Genomic DNA, 20,389 nt, shown 5'->3' with positions numbered 1-20,389 from the left:
TATATTCCCCTCTCCCTTTAAGGGAGAGGGCTAAGGTGAGGGTATTACGATGGCATTGCGATGGCCTGCTTCTCTTCGAGCAGTTTGTCCACCACGCCAGGATCGGCGAGCGTAGAGGTGTCGCCTAAATTGCTGGTATCCCCCGCCGCAATCTTGCGCAGAATACGGCGCATGATTTTGCCGGAGCGGGTTTTCGGCAGCGAGTCGGTCCAGTGCAGCACGTCCGGGGTGGCAAGCGGGCCAATCTCTTTCCGCACCCAGTTACGCACTTCGGTATAGAGCTCAGGTGACGGCTCTTCGCCGTGGTTTAAGGTGACGTAGGCATAGATCGCCTGGCCTTTGATGTTGTGTGGAATACCGACCACCGCCGCTTCGGCGATTTTCGGATGCGACACGAGGGCAGATTCGATCTCGGCGGTCCCCAGACGGTGGCCGGAGACGTTCAGCACGTCGTCCACGCGGCCGGTGATCCAGTAGTAGCCATCTTCATCACGACGCGCGCCGTCGCCGCTGAAGTACATATTTTTGAAGGTGGAGAAGTAGGTCTGCTCGAAGCGATCGTGATCGCCAAACAGGGTGCGCGCCTGACCCGGCCAGGAGTCGGTGATGACCAGGTTGCCCTCAGTGGCCCCTTCCAGCGGCGTGCCTTCGTTGTCCACCAGCGCAGGCTGAACGCCAAAGAACGGACGGGTCGCGGAACCGGCTTTCAGCTGGGTGGCGCCCGGCAGCGGGGTGATCATGAACCCGCCGGTTTCGGTCTGCCACCAGGTGTCAACCACCGGACACTTCTCGTTGCCGATCTTCTTCCAGTACCACTCCCAGGCTTCCGGGTTGATCGGCTCACCCACGGAACCGAGGATACGCAGGGAGGAGCGGTCGGTGCCTTCAATCGCCTTATCGCCTTCCGCCATCAGGGCGCGGATCGCGGTCGGGGCGGTGTAGAGAATATTGACCTGGTGTTTGTCCACCACCTGGCTCATGCGCGCCGGGGTCGGCCAGTTTGGCACCCCTTCAAACATCAGGGTGGTGGCGCCGCAGGCCAGCGGGCCGTACAGCAGGTAGCTGTGGCCCGTCACCCAGCCCACATCGGCGGTGCACCAGTAGATATCACCCTGATGATAATCAAAGACATACTTAAAGGTGGTGGCCGCATAGACCAGATAGCCGCCGGTGGTGTGCAGGACGCCCTTCGGCTTGCCGGTTGAGCCGGAGGTATAGAGGATAAACAGCGGATCTTCCGCGTTCATCGCTTCCGGCTGGTGCTGGTCGCTGGCCTGCTCAATCAGGTCGCTCCACCAGAGGTCGCGCCCCTCATGCCATTCAATGGCGTTGCCGGTGCGCTTGAGCACAATCACGCTGTTGACGCTGTTTACATTAGGGTTTTTCAGCGCGTCATCGACGTTCTTTTTCAGCGGAACGGCACGGCCAGCACGCACGCCTTCGTCGGCGGTGATCACCAGTTTGGAGCTGGAGTCGATAATGCGCCCGGCCACCGCTTCCGGCGAGAAGCCGCCAAAGATAACGGAGTGCACGGCGCCGATGCGGGCGCAGGCCAACATCGCCACGGCCGCTTCCGGCACCATCGGCATATAGATGGCAACCACGTCGCCTTTCTTGATGCCCTGCGCCAGCAGCACGTTAGCAAAGCGGCAGACATCGCGGTGCAGTTCGCGGTAGGTGATATTTTTGCTCTGGGTGGCGTCGTCGCCCTCCCAGATGATCGCCGTCTGGTCACCGCGCTCGGTGAGGTGGCGATCCAGACAGTTGGCGGCCAGGTTCAGCGTACCGTCTTCATACCATTTAATAGAGACGTTACCTGGGGCAAAAGAAGTGTTCTTGACCGTCTGATAGGGCGTGATCCAGTCAAGGATTTTGCCCTGTTCGCCCCAGAAAGCGTCAGGGTTGGTGATGGAGTGTTGATACTTCTCCTGGTACTGCTCAGGGTTAATCAGGCAGCGGTCCGCAATATTTGCGGGAATGTCGTGTTTATGGACTTGGCTCATGGCTTTTATTCTCCTTGTAGGATGTTAATAATATGTCGCAAAAACGTTAATTGTAGGGGCTTTGGCAGCTTTGTTTACTATTTGGGCGACAGATCACGCAAATGTTAAAGAGAACAAAAAACGCGCAAATGACACTTTGAAGGAAAATAATTGCTCTTGAGGATTATTTGCTTTTATGGATAAAAAAGCGTTTTCATTACAAAAGGTTATTTATCATCATCGATACAAATTAGCGTAACCACCTCTTTTGTCAGTCAAATGCCTCGTTCTTAAAGGCTTGCGCAGCATGCCGTGCAAATGGTACTGATACCGCGCGTTAAAAAACCCCATAAATGAACGCAACACAATTCATACCCTTTCAGTATGTGTCGTCCCCTTCGTTTTACGAATACGAACACTTCGTTGAGGAAGTCTCTTGTTATGAAAAATTTGAAAGTCAGCCTGGCCTGGCAAATTTTGCTGGCCCTTGTGCTGGGTATCTTGCTGGGTAGTTATCTGCATTATCACAGTGACAGCCGCGAATGGCTGATCGCCAATTTACTGTCGCCTGCTGGCGATATCTTTATTCATCTGATCAAGATGATTGTGGTGCCGATTGTTATCTCGACGCTGGTGGTGGGGATTGCCGGGGTGGGTGACGCGAAGCAACTGGGCCGCATCGGCGCGAAAACTATCCTTTATTTCGAAGTGATCACTACGGTGGCCATCGTTCTCGGCATCACGCTGGCGAATGTGTTCCAGCCGGGCGCGGGTATTGATATGTCGCAGTTGGCGACGGTGGATATTTCGAAATACCAGAGCACAACCGCCGATGTGCAGAGCCACTCCCATGGCCTGATGGGGACGATCCTGTCGCTGGTGCCGACCAATATCGTGGCGTCGATGGCGAAGGGCGAAATGCTGCCAATCATTTTCTTCTCGGTGCTGTTTGGTCTGGGGCTGGCGTCGCTGCCCTCTGCCCACCGCGAGCCGCTGGTGACCGTGTTCCGCTCCATCTCTGAAACCATGTTTAAAGTGACCCACATGGTGATGCGTTATGCGCCGGTAGGGGTGTTTGCGCTGATCTCCGTGACGGTGGCGAACTTCGGTTTTGCTTCCCTGTGGCCGCTGGCGAAGCTGGTACTGCTGGTCCATTTCGCCATCATCTTCTTCGCGCTGGTGGTGCTGGGTTTAGTGGCGCGTATGTGCGGGCTGAGCATCTGGATCCTGATCCGCATTCTGAAAGACGAGCTGATTCTGGCGTACTCTACCGCCAGTTCTGAAAGCGTGCTGCCGCGCATCATCCAGAAGATGGAGGCTTACGGCGCGCCGGCGTCGATCACCAGCTTCGTGGTGCCGACCGGCTACTCCTTTAACCTTGATGGCTCCACGCTGTACCAGAGTATCGCCGCGATCTTTATTGCCCAGCTGTACGGCATTGACCTCTCCCTTTGGCAGGAGATCGTGCTGGTGCTGACGCTGATGGTGACTTCAAAAGGCATTGCCGGTGTGCCGGGCGTGTCGTTTGTGGTGCTGCTGGCGACCCTGGGTAGCGTGGGCATTCCATTGGAAGGACTGGCATTTATCGCCGGTGTTGACCGTATCCTTGACATGGCGCGTACCGCGCTGAACGTGGTGGGTAACGCGCTGGCGGTGCTGGTGATTGCCAAGTGGGAACACAAGTTTGACCGTAAAAAAGCGCTGGCCTATGAGCGCGAGGTGCTGGGGCGGTTTGATAAGACGGCTGACCAGTAAAGTAAAAAGCCGGGTGGCGCTTCGCTTACCCGGCCTACATCACCGTAGGCCCGGCAAACGTAGTGCCGCCGGGCATTTACTCCCCGCTTAACGCATCAAACTCCTCACATCCGGTATCAAACCCTTCGCTACAGCTCAGATTCAACCAGTAGAGCGCCTTCTGTTTATTGGGGGTGATAAACCCTTCCTCGCCCTGCTTAAAGATCTGGCCCGCCCAGTACTCCGCATAGCCTGTGCGCGAGAGGGTGGAGCTCTGCTTAAACCACCGCGCGGCCTGCACATCATCCTGCGCCACTTCCACGCCGTTGGCGTAGATCAGCCCCAGCAGCTGCTGGGCATCAACGGCGGCGTCGTCTTCGGTATTCTCAGCGACCTTGTGCAGTAAGCTCAGCGCCTGCGGATAGTCGGTCTTCCCGGCCCGGGTGTTTACCAGCAGCCGCGCCAGCATCACGGCCCCCGGTGAGCTCCCGGCGACGGTCGCCTGCTGCGCAAGTCCTTTGGCCTGGGCTAAATCGCCGTGCTTTAACTTGATTTGGGACAGCAGCGCCATGGCATCGATATCGCCGTTTTTCGCTGCTTTTTCGGCCCAGATTTCGGCCTGCTTATCATCACCCGAGCTGTACCAGGTTTCGGCAAGATAGTACTGGGCCCGGCTGTCGCCCGCCTCGGCCTGCTTCCGGTACTGGCCGCCAATCTCCTCGGCGCTCGCCAGAGAAGTAAAAAGGATCAACAACAGATAAAGAGGTTTCATGCGTTATTTTCGTAGGGGTAGATAGCGGGCAGTATAAGCGGGCGATGTGAAGAAAAAAATGGGTGCGTTAAGACCTCCACTACCTACAAGCCGGGCGGGTCTCCCCGCCCGCTGAAGTTAGCCTGCTGCGCAGGCTAATTAGCCGCCACTTCGTGTTGTTCACTCTTTATACCCGTCATACTTCAAGTATTACATCACCCCATCGCGGTATCCCGTAAACGCTTTTTCAACGCATTATATTCATCGATAACATAGCGCTCGGCGGCGGCCTGATCGGCAATAGGCTCGACGCGCACGGCACAATATTTATATTCCGGCGTTTTGGTTATCGGGCTCAGGTTTTCCGTTACCAGCTCGTTGCAGGCACCAATCCACCACTGGTAGGTCATGTATACCGCCCCTTTGTTTGGCCGATCGCTCACCTGGGCCCGGGTGATGACCCGGCCTTTACGGGAGGTGACCCACACCAGGGCGTCATCCTCAATGCCCAGCTGTTTGGCATCCCCGGTGTTGATTTGCACATAGCCGGGCTCATCCGCCAGCGCCGACAGCGCCGCACAGTTGCCGGTCATGGAACGGCAGGAGTAGTGACCCACTTCGCGCACGGTGGAGAGCACCATCGGATATTCTGGCGATAGCGTATCCATCGGCGCCATCCAGTCGCAGGTGAAGAACTGCGCCAGCCCGTTCGGGGTATCGAATTTCTCGGCGAACAGGTACGAGGTGCCCCGATCTTCCGGCGACTCGTCCCGGCAGGGCCACTGGATATAGCCCAGCTCGCCCATCTTCTCGTAGGTTCCCCCCTTAAAGGCCGGGCAGAGCTGGCGCAGCTCGTCCCAGATTTGCTGGGTGTTGTCGTAGTGCATCGGATAACCCATCCGGGTGGCAATCTCGCTGATAATCTGCCAGTCGGTTTTCAGGTCCCACTTCGGCTCCACGGCTTTGAAGAAGCGCTGGAAGCCGCGATCGGCTGCGGTATAGACTCCTTCATGCTCGCCCCAGGAGGTGGAGGGCAGGATCACGTCCGCCGCCGCCGCGGTTTTGGTCATAAAGATATCCTGGACAATCACCAGCTCCAGATCGTCAAAAGCTTTACGCACCGCCGAGAGCTCAGCATCGGTTTGCAGCGGGTCTTCGCCCATGATGTACGCCGCCCGCACCTCGCCGTGGGCCGCGCGGTGCGGCAGCTCGCTGATACGGTAGCCGGGGTTCGCCGGCAGGCTCTCCACGCCCCAGGCTTTGGCAAATTTCTCGCGGTTTTCCGGAAACTTAACGTACTGGTAGCCCGGATAGGTATCCGGCAGTGCCCCCATGTCGCAGGCACCCTGCACGTTATTCTGCCCGCGCACCGGGTTGACCCCCACGTGGGCTTTGCCGAGATTGCCGGTAAGCATGGCAAGGCTGGTCAGCGCGCGCACGGTTTCCACCCCCTGCCAGAACTGGGTCACCCCCATTCCCCACAGCAGGGTAGCGGTGTTGGCCCCGGCATACAGACGTGCCGCTTGACGGATCTCCCCCGCACTTACGCCGGTGATGGTCTCCACCGACTCGGGCGTATAGCGTTCAACGATTTTACGGTATTCATCAAAGCCCTCCGTGCGGCTGGCAACGAAGGCCCGATCGTAGAGCTGCTCGGCAATAATCACGTGGCCGATGGCATTGAGCAGGGCGATGTTCGAGCCGTTTCGCAATGCGATATGCATATCGGCAATACGGGCGGTTTCGATGCGCCGCGGATCGCAGACGATGATTTTTGCCCCGTTCTGTTTCGCGCGCAGAATATGGTTGGCGACAATCGGGTGCGAATCCGCCGGGTTATAGCCAAAAATAAAGACTAACGCAGTGTTATCAATCTCGTTGATGGCATTGCTCATGGCGCCATTGCCGACCGACTGGTGCAGACCTGCAACCGAGGGGCCGTGTCAGACGCGGGCGCAGCAGTCGACGTTATTGGTGCCGATAACGGCGCGCGCAAACTTCTGCATCAGATAGTTGGTTTCATTCCCGGTGCCGCGTGACGAGCCGGTGGTCTGGATCGCGTCCGGGCCGTGCTTTTCCTTGATGGCGGTGAGGCGGCTGGCGACGTAATCCAGCGCCGCTTCCCACGAAACGGGCGTCAGCTTGTCGCCGCGCGTTCTGCGGATCATCGGGCTTTTCAGCCGCGGGGTGAGGATTTGGGTATCGTTAATAAAATCCCAGCCGAAGTAGCCCTTCAGGCACAGCGTGCCCTGGTTGGTTTTGCCGTTGGCCGCCTCCGCCCGGACGATTGTGCCGTTATCGACCACCAGGTTGATCTTGCAACCTGATGCGCAATAGGGGCAAACCGTGATGACGTTTTTCATCGATCTCGCTCCAGTTTCATATGATGCTGATATGTCGATTGAGTATGCCGCCTCTAAGCCGCATTCTTGTTGTGGTTTTCCCCTGACTTTACGGGTGAATCCTGGGCAATACCCTGACGAAAAACAGGCCTGCGGCAAAAATTGCGACGGCGGAAGTGACGGGGGATGTGACGGCGGTTGAAGATTCGTGATGGAAAAGGCGTTTGGGCTGGAGCCTTGCACAGAATGGGCCAGACTGATCTTTATCTTCTCTATGGGATCCCGTAATGAAACCAGCAATTCTGGTGGTCGATGACGACACCGCGGTCTGCGAACTGTTGCAGGACGTTCTCAACGAGCACGTCTTTACCGTCCATGTCTGCCACAACGGGCAGGATGCGCTGCGTCTGACCTGCCAGATGCGGGATATTGCGCTGGTTTTGCTCGATATGATGCTGCCGGATATCAACGGCCTGCAGGTATTACAGCAGCTGCAAAAGCAGCGTCCTGAGCTGCCGGTCATTATGCTCACGGGTCTTGGCAGCGAGTCGGATGTGGTGGTGGGGCTGGAGATGGGGGCGGACGATTATATCGGCAAACCCTTTAACCCCCGGGTGGTGGTGGCGCGCGTCAAGGCCGTGCTCCGTCGCACCGGCGCGCTGGCGGCGGAGCCTGCAGCGGTCCCGCGGGCAGGCGGGATCGGCTTTAACGGCTGGACGCTGGATACCGCCCGCTGCGAGCTAATTGACGCCGCGCGCAACGTGGTCTCCCTGACCCAGGGCGAATACGGTCTGCTGCTGGCGCTCACCCAGAATGCCCGGCGGGTGCTGAGCCGGGAACAGCTGCTGGAGCTGACCCACAGCGAAAGCGCGGAGGTGTTTGACCGCACCATCGACGTGCTGATCATGCGCCTGCGACGCAAAATCGAAATCAATCCCCATCAGCCACTGCTGATTAAAACCATCCGCGGGCTGGGCTACGTCTTTGCCGCCGACGTGCAGCATGGCGACAGGGCGGCCTAGACCAGGCGGTTCTCCTCAATAAACAGCTGCAGCTCCTGCAACGTTTTTGCCCCGTCGATGGCGTTGGCGGCCAGCAGGCTGGCGCGGGCGCAGGCGTGCGCCATCTGAATACTCTCGGTCAGCGACAGCGATTCGTGGCAGCCATACAAAAATCCGGCGCAGAAGGCATCGCCAGCCCCGACGCTGCCGACAATCTCTTCCTGCGTAAGCCGCCACGCGGGGATCCAGCTTCCCGCCTGGCCCGGCTCCTGACCCCACGCCCCCTCCGGGCAATGGATCACTACCCGTGACTTCACCCCCGCCGCCAGCAGATCTGCCGCCGCCGCGGCAATATTAACGATCACCGGCGCATCCTGGTCATCGCGCATCGGCAGGCCGCTGAACTCGCCCGCCTCCAGCTCGTTAATCACCAGATAGTCAAGATGGCGCAGGGCAGGGAGCACCAGCGGCTGATAGCGCGGATCGCCCTTACGCGACACCAGATCGAGGGACGTTTTAAACCCCAGATCGCGCATCTGCGCCAGCAGCCGCGCGCTGCGGGTGCCATATTCGTCGTCCGGCATATCCAGGCTGTCGAGCAGCAGCAGATAGCCCAGATGGAAGATCTTCATGCTGTAATCGAGCCGGTCAAAGGCGGGCAGATCCAGCAGGCGGTTCGCCCCCGGTGAATGGAAAAAGGTGCGCTGGCCGCTGGGGTCGGTCATTACCTGCGACATGGAGGTGGGGGCAAAGGTGGTGCGCTGTACCCGCTGGCGGTTGACGTGATACTGGTCGAGCATGGCGAGAATGTAATCCCCGTCGTTATCCTCCCCCACCAGCCCGACCGCCTGCAGCGGGATCCCGGCATGCATTTTTGCCACGGTTAACAGCACGTTGAGCGGTGCGCCGCCGGTGGCGCGCTCGCTATGGGTGATCTCCGCCAGCCAGCCGCGCTCCGGCCACTGCACAATCTGGTGGACATGGTCCACCAGCATATTACCCGCCGCGATAATGCCCCGGCGTTCCATTATGCTTGCCCCGCGCTGCCGAAGATACGCATCTGCGCGGCGACGGTGTCGGTAATCGCCTCTTCGATGCCCAGCAACAGCTCAGCAAACTCGTCATACAGCGGCTGCCGGTTGGCCATGCGCTGCTCCACGGCCCCCAGCGCCGCCTGGGACATGCCGGTATAGAAGTTAATTTTGTGGATCCCAAGCTCAATGGCGCGGCGAAAATCGGCGTCACCGATCCCGGAGCCACCGTGCAGCACCAGCGGCAGGCCGGTTTGCTGGCGGATGGCGTCAAGACGGGCAAAATCGAGCTTCGGCTCCCCCTTGTACTTGCCGTGGGCATTGCCGATCGCCACCGCCAGGGCATCAATGCCGGTCTGGTCGACAAATGCCCGCGCAAGGGCCGGATCGGTGAAAAAGGCTTCGTCGGCATGACCGTACAGGGCGCCGCCCTCATCGCCCCCCACCGCGCCCAGCTCCGCCTCCACCGACACGCCCACCGCGTGGCACATCTTCACCACTTCCCGCGTCTGGCGGATGTTCTCCTCGTAGCTCAGCGTTGAGCCGTCGAACATCACCGAGCTGAAGCCCAGACGCAGCGCCCGCACCACCGCCTCGAAATGCAGACCGTGATCCAGATTCAGCACCACCGGGATGTCATGCCGGGCGGCTTCAAATTTCACCGCCTCCACCAGTGAATCGAGCGACACGTACTTAAAGTGCACTTCGGCAATGTTGATGATAAAGGGCGAGCTCTCCTGGCGGGCCGCGGCAAAGAGCGCCCGCAGGAAGTGAGAGTCGAGGACATTAAACGCCCCCAGCGCGTAACGCTGTTCCCGGGCGTGCGCCAGCCCGTCGGCGAGAGAGATAAGCGGCATGTTCACTCCTTACAGACGAAACAGGCTGTACTCGTTACACAGCACCAGCACGGCCGGTTCGTCTTCATCAATGTTGTTATAGCGGGCGGTGGGGTGCAGGAAGTGGTTGTCGGTATCGTCATCATTTACCGAGGAGACCTCCCCGACCAGCACATCCCCAAAGCCCGCCTCACCCCAGAAGCTGTGGTACAAACCGGGCGGCAGACAGATGCTCTCTCCCGGGGCGAGACGGATATGGCTGCCTGCCGCGTGAGTCTGCTGACACCCGTCGATGGAGACCGTAATATCGCCATCCTCTTTCTGCTCATTTTCATCGGCGTTCCACAGCTCCAGAATCAGATTGCCGCCGCCGCGGTTAATGATGTCCTCGCGTTTGCGCCAGTGGAAATGCAGCGGCGTGACCTGGCCGTCGCGCACGTGCATGATCTTTTCCGCATAGCATCTGGCCCACGGTTTGCCGCCGGGCGAGCCGTTGCGCAGGGTAAAAAGGGTCAGCCCTTGGGCGGCGAAGTTATCCCCGCCGAAGGCGGTCACGTCCCAGCCGAGGCGAAGATCGAACACCTCGCGCCAGGCCTGTGCGTCGAGCTGCTGCCAGCGGGCAGGGGGAAAGCTGGCAAAGGGGGGCAAATGCACATCGTGCATGGAGAAAAACTGCCGCGTGTGGCCGAGAATTTCGTTAATTTCGGAGCGTTTCATGGTAACTCCTTACGTGATATGCAGAGCCCCTGATAAAGAGGCTCTGCACCGATCTCACTTAACCGTCCAGCCCTTATAGGTGCCGACGTTGTTTTTATCGATCATCGTCACCGGGATCAGCACCGGCTCTTTCGGCGCCGGTTTGCCCTGCAGAATGCCATAGCCAATCTCTACCGCTTTCGCCGCCATCACCTGCGGGTCCTGCGCCGGGGTGGCGATAAAGAGGGAGTTTTCGCGCTTCAGCGCCTCTTCCGCATCCGGGGAACCATCCACGCCAACGATAAAGAACTCGTTACGTTGCGCCTGTTTCGCCGCCAGATCGGCCCCGATCGCCGTCGGATCGTTGATGGCGAACACGCCGTCAATCTTCGGATTGGCGGCCAGCAGCGAGGTCATCACCTCCAGCCCGCCTTCACGACTGCCCTTGGCGTTCTGGTTATCCGAGAGCACCTTGATATCCGGATGTTTTTTAAATTCGGTCTGGCACCCTTCCACGCGGTTCTGTACCGCAGAGACCGGTGGTCCGTTGATGATCACCACGTTGCCTTTGCCTTTCAGACGGTCGGTAATCAACTTACAGGCCATCTCGCCCGCCTGGGTGTTGTTGGAGGTGATGGTCGCATCGGCGCCTTCTGCCGCCACGTCAACCGCCACCACCACGATCCCGGCATCTTTCGCGCGCTTCACCGCCGGGCCGATCCCCTTCGAGTCTGCGGCGTTAAGAATGATCATATCGACCTTAGCGGCGATGAAGTTATCAATCTGCGACACCTGCTGGCCGAGATCGTAACCGCTGGAGACCAGCGTCACTTTCACGTTATCTCCCGCCAGTTTGCGTGCTTCCAGCTCCGCCCCTTTGGTGATCTGCACAAAGAACGGGTTCGCCAGATCGCCCACCGTCACGCCGATGGACTTCAGCTCTTTGGCCTGGACAAACGGGGTTGCTGCAAGCAGTGCGCCAGCACAGAGCGCGGTAACAAGAGGTTTTAAACGCATATTTTTCGTCCTCGTTATGTAGGGTATTGTTGTTATGCACTTTGATGGTGTCGGGTACGGTATTTGTCGATCAGTACCGCAATGATGATCACCGCCCCTTTGATCACCAGTTGCCAGAAGTAGGAGACGCCCATCAGCGTCATGCCATTGTTAAGGGTGGCGATAATCAGCGCCCCCACCAGCGTGCCGGTGATGGTGCCGATGCCGCCGACAAAGCTGGTGCCGCCGAGGATCACCGCCGCAATCGCGTCCAGCTCATAGCCGGTGCCGAGGTTGCCGTTGGCGCTGTAGAGTCGCGAGGCGCTCATCACCCCGCCCAGACCCGAGAGCAGGCCGCTCATGCCGTAGACAAACAGCAGTACCATCCAGACCTTGATGCCCGTTAAGCGCGCCGCCTGCATGTTGCCGCCCACCGCATAAATGTGTACCCCGAGGGTGGTGCGACGCAGGATGAACCAGCAGATGACGATGACCGCGAGGGCGATCACCACCAGCCATGGCACCGGCCCGAGGTAGTTATTGCCGATCCACTCAAAGCTGATGCTGGAGTTAATCACCGTGGTGCCGTCCGCCAGCAGATAGGCCGCCCCGCGCAGCGCCGTGTAGGTGCCGAGCGTGACGATAAAGGGGGGCAATCCGGCAAAGGCCACCAGCGCCCCGTTGATGGTGCCCAGCACCAGCCCGAGCATCAGGGCCGCCGGGACCGAGAGCATGGAGAGCTCCGGCATCAGCGACACCACCATCGCCGCCACCGCGGTGGTGCCCAGAATCGAGCCCACCGAGAGGTCGATGCCGCCGGTCAGAATGATGAAGGTCATCCCCGCCGCCAGCACGATATTGATGGAGGCCTGACGGGTGATGTTCAGCAGGTTGCTTTCGGTAAAGAAGTTAGGGGCGATAAAGCCAAAGACGGCGACAATCAGGATCAATATCGGCAGGATCCCGATGGTTTGCATCAGATCGCCCATCAGCATTTTTTTGGCGGAGGCCGCTTTGGCCACCTGTTGCGGACTATTTTGTTGGCTCATGATTTTACCGCCTGGTGATGAGAGTCGTTAACGCCGGTTGCCAGCGTCATAATGTTTTCTTGGGTGATATCGGCCCGATGGAGTTCGCCAGCGATGCTCCCTTCGCGCATCACATAGACGCGATCGCTCATGCCCACCACTTCCGGCAGTTCGCTGGAGATCATCAGGATCGCCACCCCTTTACGCGCCATCTGGTTCATGATCCGGTAGATCTCGCTTTTGGCGCCGACATCCACGCCGCGGGTCGGCTCGTCGAGGATCAGAATGCGCGGGCCAATCGCCACCCAGCGGGAGATGAGCAGCTTCTGCTGATTGCCGCCGGAGAGGCCGCCCGCCCGCACCTGCGAATGCGGCACGCGAATGTTGAGCAGGGCGATGGCGTCATCGGAGATCGACTGCGCTTTTTTGCGGTTCAGCATGCCGAAGGTGGCGTCGCGCTCCAGCGTCGCCATGGTGATGTTCTCCTGCGCCGCCAGCTCAAGGAACAGCCCCTGCTCCTTGCGGTTCTCGGTTAAAAAACCGATGCCATGCTCAATGGCGGCACGCGGGGAGTGGATGACCACCGGCTCGCCATCTACCTCAATCATGCCGCCGGTGGCCTTGCGCACGCCAAAAATCAGCTGGGCCAGCTCCGAGCGCCCGGCTCCCACCAGCCCGGCGAGCCCGACGATTTCGCCGGAGCGCACCAGCAGGCTACAGGGCTGCACTTTGCCACCGTCGGTCAGATGGTGGACATTCAGGCGCGGGCTGCCGAGAGGGATATCGCGCTCTTTATTGAACAGATCGCTCAACGGACGACCGACCATCATCCGCACCAGTTCAGCAGCGTTGAGCTTGTCGCGGGTCAGGCTGCCGACATACTGGCCGTCACGCAGTACGCTGACGCGATCCGACAGCTCATACACCTCCGCCATGCGGTGGCTGATGTAGATGATCGCCATCCCTTCATCGCGCAGGCGCAAAATCAGTTCAAACAGACGATGGGTTTCGCGAGAGGAGAGGGCGGCGGTGGGTTCATCCATCACCAGAATGCGGCTGTTGCGGTGCAGCGCGCGGGCAATCTCCACCTGCTGCTGTTCGGCGATGGTCAGCTTCATCACCAGATCGGTGGCCTTAAACTGGGCGCCGAGCCGGTCAATTACCGCCTGGGCCTGGGCCGCCATCTCTTTACGCTGCACCAGCCCGCCGCGCGACAGCTCGCTGCCGAGGAAGATGTTTTCGGCCACGGTCAGGTTTGGTGCCAGCTGCATCTCCTGATAAATTAGGGTGATGCCCGCCGCCAGGGCATCTTTCGGGCCTTTGATGTGAAACGGCTTGCCGTCGATCAGGATCTCGCCGCTGGTGGCGATGTAAGCCCCGGCGAGAATTTTCATCAGCGTACTTTTTCCGGCGCCGTTTTCACCCATTAGCGCGTGGATCTCACCGGGGAAGACCGTCAGATCCACACCCTTCAGCGCGTGAAAGCTGCCAAAGGTTTTGGCAATGTTGCGCATCTCTAAAACCGGGGTCCTGCTCATGGCGGATCTCCTGTGACGTTCGATATCCGCACTTCATCACAGCCCGGTAAATGCAAAATGTCAGAAGTCGTTCATATTTGTCATAGTTATGAATAGTTAATGTGGATCACAGTTACGCCACGGAGCCAACATGCCTTCACGCCGTCCTCCCTTTTTCGCCAGCGCCCGTGGCCGCCTGCTGATCTTCAATCTGCTGGTGGTGGCGGTGACGTTAATGGTCAGCGGCGTGGCGGTGCTGGGCTTTCGCCACGCCAGCCATATCCAGGAGCAGGTGCAGCGCCAGACGCTGGACGACATGACCGGCAGCATGAATTTGTCGCGGGAAACCGCCAACGTGGCGACGGCGGCGGTACGTTTGTCGCAGGTGGTGGGGGCGCTGGAATATAAAGACGAAGCCAGCCGGCTAAAGCAGACCCAGACGGCGCTGGGCCATTCACTGGCGCAGCTTGCCGATGCTCCCCTGGCGCAGCAGGAGCCAGCGCTGGTGGCGCGGATCATCCGGCGCAGCAAAGAGCTGCAACAAAGCGTGACCGGGATGCTGGAACGCGGGCAACGGCGCCACCTGGAGCGTAATGCCCTGCTCAGCGCGCTCTACCAGAGCCAGAGCTATCTCCGCCATCTCCAGGAGATCAACCGCCGCTTCGCCAGTAACGTGCCCGATGCCCGCCTCCTCAGCGAGATGGACCGGCTGATCGTCGCCGCCATCGAAACTCCTTCGCCGCGGGCGACCATCCAGCAGCTTGATACGGTGACGGCGATGCTGCCCCCTGGGGCCACTCAGCCGGTGGTGGGCTTTGTGCTGCCCGATTTTAACGCCGAGCTGAACAAGCTCGGCCCGCTCTCCCGGCAGCTGGAAGAGAGCGATCTGTCGATCAGCTGGTATATGTTTCACATCAAAGCGCTGGTGGCGATCCTTAACAGCGATATCAATCAGTATGTGGAGCAGGTGGCCCAGGCATCCCAGCTGCGTACCGCCCAGAGCCATCAGGAGCTACGCTCCATCAGTGTCTTTATTACCCTTTCCGCCGTGCTGGCGCTGATTATTACCGCCTTTGCCTGCTGGTACATCTACCGCAACCTGGGCACCAACCTGACCGCCATCTCCCGGGCGATGTCGCGGCTGGCCCACGGGGAACAGGATGTCTCGGTGCCTGCGCTGCAACGGCGGGATGAGCTGGGCGAGCTGGCGCGGGCATTTAACGTCTTTGCCCGCAATACCGCCTCGCTGGAGCACACCACCCGGCTGCTGAAAGAGAAAACCTCCCAGATGGAGGTGGATCGCATTGAACGTCAGGGGCTGGAGGAGGCGCTGCTCCACAGTCAGAAGATGAAGGCGGTGGGTCAGCTGACGGGTGGGCTGGCGCATGATTTCAATAACCTGCTGGCGGTGATCATCGGCAGCCTGGAGCTGGCCGACCCCCATTCGCCGGATGCGCCGCGCATCAGCCGCGCGCTGAAGGCCGCCGAGCGCGGGGCGCTATTAACCCAGCGCCTGCTGGCCTTCTCCCGCAAGCAGTCCCTGAACCCGCACGCGGTGGAGATGAAACCCCTGCTGGAAAACCTGGCCGAGCTGATGCGCCACTCCCTGCCCGCCACCCTTTCGCTGGAGATCGAAGCGCAGACCCCGGCCTGGCCGGCGTGGATTGACGTTGGCCAGCTGGAAAACGCCATTATCAACCTGGTGATGAATGCCCGGGATGCGATGGAAGGGCAAAGTGGAGTGATAAAAATCCGCACCTGGAACCAGCGCGTCATCCGCAGCGACGGACGCAGGCAGGATATGGTGGCGCTGGAGGTGATCGACCACGGCTGCGGGATGTCGCAGGCCATTAAATCCCGGGTCTTCGAACCCTTCTTCACCACCAAGCAGACCGGCAGCGGCAGCGGGCTGGGGCTGTCGATGGTCTACGGCTTTGTGCGCCAGTCCGGCGGGCGGGTGGAGATCGAAAGTGCGCCCGGACAGGGCACCACCGTGCGGCTGCATCTGCCCCGCGCCACTCAGCAGGCACTTCCCCAGCCAGAGACGCTGGCGGCCGCCGCAGCGGTACGAAGCGACCGGCTGGTACTGGTGCTGGACGACCAGAGCGATGTCCGCCAGACCCTGTGCGAACAACTGCACCAGCTGGGCTACCTGACGCTGGAGGCGGAAACCGGCGAGCAGGCGCTGCAAATGCTGAGCGCATCGCCGGATATCGAGATGTTTATCAGCGACTTAATGCTTCCCGGCACCCTGAGCGGCGCGGAGGTGATCCAGCAGGTCCGCCAGCAGTTCCCGCATCTCCCCGTGCTATTGATGAGCGGCCAGGATCTGCGCCCGGCACATAATCCACAGCTGCCGGATGTGGAGCTGCTGCGCAAGCCTTTTACCCGTGCGCAGCTGGCGCAGGCGCTGGGGAAAGTGGCCCGAATTTGAGATTCCTCCGCTACTCGCTCCACCCGCTGTTTATTACCGTAAAGCCAGCTCACCTGCGAGACTGGCTTTATGAAACAATACTCTACCGCCCTGTTATTGGGTTTGCTCTCTTTAACCAGCCATCTGGCTCACGCTGATATTGTTGACGACACCATCGGCAATATTCAGCAGGCCATTAACGACGCCTACAACCCCAACAGCGACCGCAGTAACGATGACGATGACCGTTACGATCGGCGTCGCAGCAGCGATAACCGACAGTATGAAGAGCAACAGCGCCAGCTGGACGATCGCCGTCGTCGTCTGGATGAACGTCAGCGCCAGCTGGATGAGGATCGACGTCGTTTAGAAGATGACGAGCGCAGGCTGGAAGAGGATTACGATCGGCGGTAATGCCAATGCCCGGCGGCGCGTCGCTTGCACAGGCCTACGGTTTCCCAGGCCGGGTAAGGCGAAGCCGCCACCCGGCAATGCCTCAGTCCAGCGCCAGCACCATCCCGTCATATCCCGCCTCAAACCCTACAGGGAGCGGGTTGTCCATCATCCACACGTCAAACTCATGGCTGATATGGGTCAGGATCACCTGCGGGCAGCCAATCACTTGGTTCAGGGCGATAACCGTATTCAGATCGCAATGGTTGCGCGGCGTCTCATCCTGCGGCGCATGGCTACAGTCAATCACGATCGCCTGCGGCTGGTTGTTGAGCAGAAACTTCACCGTTTTCTCCGGCAGCCCGGCGGTATCGGAGAGCCAGGCCACGCGGCTGTGGGCGCTCTCCAGCAGATAGCCAAAAGTCAGCTTCGAATGGTTGAGCGGCAGCGGCGTCACCCGTAGCCCCTGGAGTTCAAAGACCACAAACGGCTCGAGAGTATGGCTAAAGTCGAGAAGGCCGGGATGTTTAAAGAGATCGTCGCACCCGGCTTCATCTGGCGGGCCGTAGACCGGGATGGTCGCCCCCACTCCCCAGCGAAGCGGAAACAGCCCCTGGACATGATCCATATGGTAATGGGTGAGTAAAATCTGCTGAAAACTGCCCGCAGGCCAGTCGTCCATCAGATGCGGGATCCCGGCATCCAGCAGCGTCACTGCATCATTGAATTTGACCACCGCGCTACAGGGGCGACGGCGATAATCTTCCTGCAAACGCGCCCGGCGGCAGGCCGGACAGTCGCAGCCAAAAGCGGGCACCAGCTGGGCGCCACCGGTTCCCGTTAACGTAATGGTCAGACTCATGACGCCTCCTTACAGAGGTTTGGTGAAGCGGAAGTGGCTCTGGGTATACCCTTCACGAAGATAAAAGCGGTGCGCATCGAGACGCTTGACGCTGGTGGAGAGCTCGGTCATCTCCGCCCCGGCGTGGCGGGCCTCTTCTTCCGCCCAGGCCAGCAGCTGGCTGCCGACCTTCAGACCGCGCGCCTGCGGCATCACCACCAGCTCCTGGATCTCGCCGATCCAGTTGGCGTGATGCAGGTGAAACTGCATGTGCAGGCCGATCATCCCGATGATGTGTCCATCCTGTTCGGCCAGCTGGTAACGCATATTGTGATCCTGCAGATTGGCCGCGAACCCCGCATGGAACGCTGAACGGTCAAGCTCCGCCTGTTTTAACTCACAGATCAGGCCATAGACCGCGTCAACGTCCTCTGCGGTGGCGGGGCGCAACTCACACTCGGGCATGGTTTCTCTCCTTCTGGCTAATGAGTGAAAGGAAGTTGTCGACAGACTGATGCAAACTGCCGTCATTGTTAAGGATCGGGCAATCGGACGGCGTGTAACGGGCGGCGCGCGCCAGCCGCTGGTCGATCTCTTTAGCGCTCTCCCGCCCACGCGCCTGCAGTCGGCTACGTAGGATCTCCGGCGACACCTGCAGGCAGATGGGCAGCAACGCCCCGGCATAGCGCGCCTGCGCCTGGGGCAGATGGGCGCGCGAACCATTCACCACCACGTCAAATCCGGCGTGCAGCCAGAGATCGATCTCCAGGCCCACCCCATAATAATAGCCGTTAGCGTGCCAGCTCAGGGCAAACAGATGCTGCCCGGCGCGGGTAAAAAACTCCGGCTCGCTGAGGGCGATGTGGTTTTCGCTCCCGGCAGTAGCGGTGCGCGTGATGTAGCGGTGCGCCACCAGCAGTTGTGGATGGGGCTGCTCGCGCAACGCCGCCAGCAGGCTGTCTTTTCCGGAGCCGGAAGGCCCCATTAACCAGATCACTCTTCCCATCAGAACACCCTTTTTCCCTGACGCCAGACGTGGTCGATATGAATATGCTCGCCTTTACGGTGCGCCAGCACCAGGTCCGCCCGCTTGCCTTCGCCAATCACCCCGCGATCGTGCAGGTTGAGCGCCTGCGCCGGGTTCTTCGTCACCAGGCGGATCGCCTGCGGCAGGGTAAAACGATTCTCCTCGTCGTCCGCCACCCGGAACGCCGCATCCAGCAGGCTGGCGGGGTAGTAATCGGAGGAGAGGATATCCAGCAGGCCGAGCGAAGCGAGCTGGCTTGCCGCTACGTTGCCGGAGTGCGAGCCGCCGCGCACGATGTTCGGGGCTCCCATCAGCACGTTCATGCCGTGCTGGCGGGAGGCCTCTGCGGCCTCTAACGTGGTAGGAAATTCGGCGATCACGCTGCCAAGCTGCCGGGATTCAAGCACGTGCTCCGCGGTTGCGTCATCATGGCTGGCGAGGGCGATATTGCGCGCCCGGCAGAGGGCGGCGATGGCCTGGCGGTTGGGCTGCGACCAGCGGGCGGCAAGCGCCAGCTGCTCCTCTTCGTAGCGCGCCATCTGCGCGTCGTTGAGGGCATATTTACCCTGATAATATTCGCGATACTTTTCGATGTTAGCGAACTGGCGCTGGCCTGGCGAGTGGTCCATCAGCGACACCAGGGTCACCGGCTCACGGTCCACCAGCTTCTCAAACAGCGGCAGGGTGGTGTGATGAGGCAGCTCGCAGCGCAGGTGCAGGCGGTGCTCGGCGCGGTTAAGGCCGCGCTTCTGCGTCTCCTCCACGGCGTTGATCATCTTCTCCAGATTCTCAAGACGATCGCCGCCGTCGCGCACGTCGCCAATCGCCACCGCATCCAGCACCGTGGTGATGCCGCTGGCGACCATCATCCCGTCGTGACTGCTCATCGCCGAATGGGCGGGCCAGTCCACTTTGGGCCGCGGGGTGAAGAACTTATCCATGTTGTCGGTGTGCAGCTCAATCAGCCCCGGCAGCAGCCAGCCGCCTTCACCGTCCATCGCTTCCGGCAGGCGGCTTTGGGTTTCGGCAAAGGCGCGAATGATGCCGTCCTGAATATCGATGGAGCCGTCAACGACCTCGTTTTCCAGCACCAGTTTTACGTTATTGACGATCATGCGGTGATCCCCATCGGGTGCAGACGATCCGCCACGCGATCCCGCACCGCGTCGTCGTGGAAGATCCCGACGATCGCCGCGCCGCGCGCTTTGGCCTCTTCGATCAGTTCAATGACCGCCGCGCTGTTTTTCGCATCCAGCGAGGCGGTCGGTTCATCGAGCAGTAAAATCGGATAATCGACGATAAAGCCGCGGGCGATGTTGACCCGCTGCTGCTCGCCGCCGGAGAAGGTGGAGGGGGCGAGATGCCACAGGCGCTCCGGCACGTTGAGGCGCGTCAGCAGGCTGGCGGCTTTGGCGGCGCAGGTGTCCCGCGGCACGCCGAGATCCAGCAGCGGCTGCATCACCACCTCCAGCGCCGGAACGCGCGGGATCACCCGTAAAAACTGGCTGACCCAGCCAATGGTGGTGCGCCTGACATCCCGCACCTTACGCGCCGGGGCCTGCACCAGATCGACCCATTCGTCGCCGTGGCGCACATGGATATGGCCTTCGTCCGGCAGGTAGTTGGCATACAGCGAGCGCAGCAGGGTCGATTTGCCGCTGCCGGAGTGGCCGTGCAACACCACGCATTCGCCGCTGTTCACTTTCAGAGAGGCATTCTGCAGCACCGGCAGGTGCACGCCGTTTTGCTGGTGGAGCACAAAGGTCTTACTTACGTTTTGTACGTGGATCATCTTGGCCTC

General features: G+C 60.1%; 18 protein-coding genes. 4 read left to right on the top strand and 14 right to left on the bottom strand.

Going from position 1 to position 20,389, the window contains the following annotated elements; genetic code table 11:
• Positions 1-44 precede the first annotated feature (44 nt).
• Positions 45-2,003: an acetate--CoA ligase gene (gene acs / locus DVA43_RS16155; RefSeq protein ID WP_114316138.1), complete on the bottom strand. Its 1,959-nt coding sequence runs from the start codon at positions 2,001-2,003 to the stop codon at positions 45-47.
• Between the two features lie 420 nt (positions 2,004-2,423).
• Between acs and gltP the strand changes: the two genes are divergently transcribed.
• Positions 2,424-3,737 (top strand): glutamate/aspartate:proton symporter GltP, encoded by a 1,314-nt coding sequence (gene gltP / locus DVA43_RS16150; protein WP_103825416.1) that lies wholly within the window; start codon positions 2,424-2,426, stop codon positions 3,735-3,737.
• A gap of 76 nt (positions 3,738-3,813) precedes the next feature.
• Here gltP and DVA43_RS16145 read toward each other — a convergent pair whose 3' ends face one another.
• Entirely contained in the window at positions 3,814-4,488 is a 675-nt protein-coding gene (locus DVA43_RS16145) for a tetratricopeptide repeat protein (RefSeq protein WP_114316137.1), read from the bottom strand.
• A gap of 194 nt (positions 4,489-4,682) precedes the next feature.
• A complete protein-coding gene (fdhF, locus tag DVA43_RS16140; protein WP_114316136.1) occupies positions 4,683-6,830 on the bottom strand; it encodes a formate dehydrogenase subunit alpha in 2,148 nt (715 codons plus the stop codon).
• A 266-nt stretch (positions 6,831-7,096) separates the two neighbouring features.
• Here fdhF and DVA43_RS16135 point away from each other — a divergent pair, with 266 nt between their 5' ends.
• Positions 7,097-7,831: a response regulator gene (locus tag DVA43_RS16135; RefSeq protein ID WP_114316135.1), complete on the top strand. Its 735-nt coding sequence runs from the start codon at positions 7,097-7,099 to the stop codon at positions 7,829-7,831.
• Here DVA43_RS16135 and DVA43_RS16130 read toward each other — a convergent pair.
• Genes DVA43_RS16130 through DVA43_RS16105 form a run of 6 tightly spaced genes read right to left on the bottom strand, consistent with a single transcriptional unit; the run spans position 7,828 to position 13,935 of the window.
• Positions 7,828-8,841 (bottom strand): carbohydrate kinase family protein, encoded by a 1,014-nt coding sequence (locus DVA43_RS16130; protein ID WP_114316134.1) that lies wholly within the window; start codon positions 8,839-8,841, stop codon positions 7,828-7,830. The two genes, DVA43_RS16135 and DVA43_RS16130, sit on opposite strands and share 4 nt — an antisense overlap.
• The gene (locus DVA43_RS16125) at positions 8,838-9,698 is read right to left on the bottom strand and encodes a ketose 1,6-bisphosphate aldolase (protein WP_114316133.1); all 861 of its coding nucleotides are present in this window, start codon (positions 9,696-9,698) and stop codon (positions 8,838-8,840) included. Before DVA43_RS16125 ends, DVA43_RS16130 begins: the two co-directional genes overlap by 4 nt.
• A 9-nt stretch (positions 9,699-9,707) precedes the next feature.
• On the bottom strand, positions 9,708-10,394 hold the full coding sequence (locus tag DVA43_RS16120) for a D-lyxose/D-mannose family sugar isomerase (RefSeq protein WP_103825422.1): 687 nt from the start codon (positions 10,392-10,394) through the stop codon (positions 9,708-9,710).
• Positions 10,395-10,448: 54 nt separating this feature from the next.
• Positions 10,449-11,390: an ABC transporter substrate-binding protein gene (locus DVA43_RS16115; RefSeq protein WP_103177891.1), complete on the bottom strand. Its 942-nt coding sequence runs from the start codon at positions 11,388-11,390 to the stop codon at positions 10,449-10,451.
• Between the two features lie 32 nt (positions 11,391-11,422).
• Positions 11,423-12,418: a ribose ABC transporter permease gene (locus DVA43_RS16110; RefSeq protein ID WP_103177892.1), complete on the bottom strand. Its 996-nt coding sequence runs from the start codon at positions 12,416-12,418 to the stop codon at positions 11,423-11,425.
• A complete protein-coding gene (locus tag DVA43_RS16105) occupies positions 12,415-13,935 on the bottom strand; it encodes a sugar ABC transporter ATP-binding protein (RefSeq protein WP_114316132.1) in 1,521 nt (506 codons plus the stop codon). Before DVA43_RS16105 ends, DVA43_RS16110 begins: the two co-directional genes overlap by 4 nt.
• 130 nt (positions 13,936-14,065) lie before the next feature.
• On the opposite strand from DVA43_RS16105, the gene DVA43_RS16100 reads away from it, so the two are divergent.
• Together DVA43_RS16100 and yjdP are read left to right on the top strand one after the other, a co-directional pair.
• Positions 14,066-16,348 carry a hybrid sensor histidine kinase/response regulator gene (locus DVA43_RS16100; RefSeq protein WP_114316131.1) on the top strand — a complete coding sequence of 761 codons (2,283 nt, stop codon included), beginning with the start codon at positions 14,066-14,068 and terminating at the stop codon, positions 16,346-16,348.
• Positions 16,349-16,417: 69 nt separating this feature from the next.
• Positions 16,418-16,741, top strand: coding sequence for a DDRRRQL repeat protein YjdP (gene yjdP, locus DVA43_RS16095; RefSeq protein ID WP_114316130.1), 324 nt, complete (start codon positions 16,418-16,420; stop codon positions 16,739-16,741).
• A gap of 82 nt (positions 16,742-16,823) precedes the next feature.
• On the opposite strand, the gene phnP is transcribed toward yjdP, so the two are convergent.
• The 5 genes from phnP to phnL are packed head-to-tail and all read right to left on the bottom strand — an operon-like array spanning position 16,824 to position 20,380.
• Positions 16,824-17,582 (bottom strand): phosphonate metabolism protein PhnP, encoded by a 759-nt coding sequence (gene phnP / locus DVA43_RS16090; RefSeq protein WP_114316129.1) that lies wholly within the window; start codon positions 17,580-17,582, stop codon positions 16,824-16,826.
• Between the two features lie 9 nt (positions 17,583-17,591).
• Positions 17,592-18,026, bottom strand: a complete 435-nt coding sequence (gene phnO / locus DVA43_RS16085; RefSeq protein WP_114316128.1) for an aminoalkylphosphonate N-acetyltransferase — start codon at positions 18,024-18,026, stop codon at positions 17,592-17,594.
• Positions 18,013-18,570, bottom strand: a complete 558-nt coding sequence (gene phnN, locus DVA43_RS16080; protein WP_114316127.1) for a ribose 1,5-bisphosphokinase — start codon at positions 18,568-18,570, stop codon at positions 18,013-18,015. The genes phnO and phnN overlap by 14 nt, the downstream gene beginning before the upstream one ends.
• Complete coding sequence (phnM, locus tag DVA43_RS16075; RefSeq protein WP_114316126.1) at positions 18,567-19,703, bottom strand: alpha-D-ribose 1-methylphosphonate 5-triphosphate diphosphatase; 1,137 nt, start codon at positions 19,701-19,703, stop codon at positions 18,567-18,569. The genes phnN and phnM overlap by 4 nt, the downstream gene beginning before the upstream one ends.
• Positions 19,700-20,380, bottom strand: coding sequence for a phosphonate C-P lyase system protein PhnL (phnL, locus tag DVA43_RS16070; RefSeq protein ID WP_114316125.1), 681 nt, complete (start codon positions 20,378-20,380; stop codon positions 19,700-19,702). The genes phnM and phnL overlap by 4 nt, the downstream gene beginning before the upstream one ends.
• Between the last annotated feature and the right edge of the window lie 9 nt (positions 20,381-20,389).

Origin of the sequence: Leclercia sp. W6 (assembly GCF_003336345.1) — a bacterium.
In the GTDB taxonomy this organism is placed as follows: Bacteria; Pseudomonadota; Gammaproteobacteria; order Enterobacterales; family Enterobacteriaceae; genus Enterobacter.
The sequence above is the reverse complement of the archived record's forward strand: the minus strand, read 5'-3'. Positions and strand labels throughout refer to the sequence as shown.

Excerpts from the sequence above, each read along its gene's own strand:
- phnP (WP_114316129.1), bottom strand. The coding sequence starts at position 17,582 with ATGAGTCTGACCATTACGTTAACGGGAACCGGTGGCGCCCAGCTGGTG.
- DVA43_RS16125 (WP_114316133.1), bottom strand. The coding sequence starts at position 9,698 with ATGCCGCTTATCTCTCTCGCCGACGGGCTGGCGCACGCCCGGGAACAG.
- DVA43_RS16110 (WP_103177892.1), bottom strand. The coding sequence starts at position 12,418 with ATGAGCCAACAAAATAGTCCGCAACAGGTGGCCAAAGCGGCCTCCGCC.
- phnO (WP_114316128.1), bottom strand. The coding sequence starts at position 18,026 with ATGCCCGAGTGTGAGTTGCGCCCCGCCACCGCAGAGGACGTTGACGCG.
- DVA43_RS16145 (WP_114316137.1), bottom strand. The coding sequence starts at position 4,488 with ATGAAACCTCTTTATCTGTTGTTGATCCTTTTTACTTCTCTGGCGAGC.
- phnM (WP_114316126.1), bottom strand. The coding sequence starts at position 19,703 with ATGATCGTCAATAACGTAAAACTGGTGCTGGAAAACGAGGTCGTTGAC.
- DVA43_RS16135 (WP_114316135.1), top strand. The coding sequence starts at position 7,097 with ATGAAACCAGCAATTCTGGTGGTCGATGACGACACCGCGGTCTGCGAA.
- DVA43_RS16105 (WP_114316132.1), bottom strand. The coding sequence starts at position 13,935 with ATGAGCAGGACCCCGGTTTTAGAGATGCGCAACATTGCCAAAACCTTT.
- DVA43_RS16115 (WP_103177891.1), bottom strand. The coding sequence starts at position 11,390 with ATGCGTTTAAAACCTCTTGTTACCGCGCTCTGTGCTGGCGCACTGCTT.
- gltP (WP_103825416.1), top strand. The coding sequence starts at position 2,424 with ATGAAAAATTTGAAAGTCAGCCTGGCCTGGCAAATTTTGCTGGCCCTT.
- yjdP (WP_114316130.1), top strand. The coding sequence starts at position 16,418 with ATGAAACAATACTCTACCGCCCTGTTATTGGGTTTGCTCTCTTTAACC.
- DVA43_RS16120 (WP_103825422.1), bottom strand. The coding sequence starts at position 10,394 with ATGAAACGCTCCGAAATTAACGAAATTCTCGGCCACACGCGGCAGTTT.
- acs (WP_114316138.1), bottom strand. The coding sequence starts at position 2,003 with ATGAGCCAAGTCCATAAACACGACATTCCCGCAAATATTGCGGACCGC.
- DVA43_RS16100 (WP_114316131.1), top strand. The coding sequence starts at position 14,066 with ATGCCTTCACGCCGTCCTCCCTTTTTCGCCAGCGCCCGTGGCCGCCTG.
- phnL (WP_114316125.1), bottom strand. The coding sequence starts at position 20,380 with ATGATCCACGTACAAAACGTAAGTAAGACCTTTGTGCTCCACCAGCAA.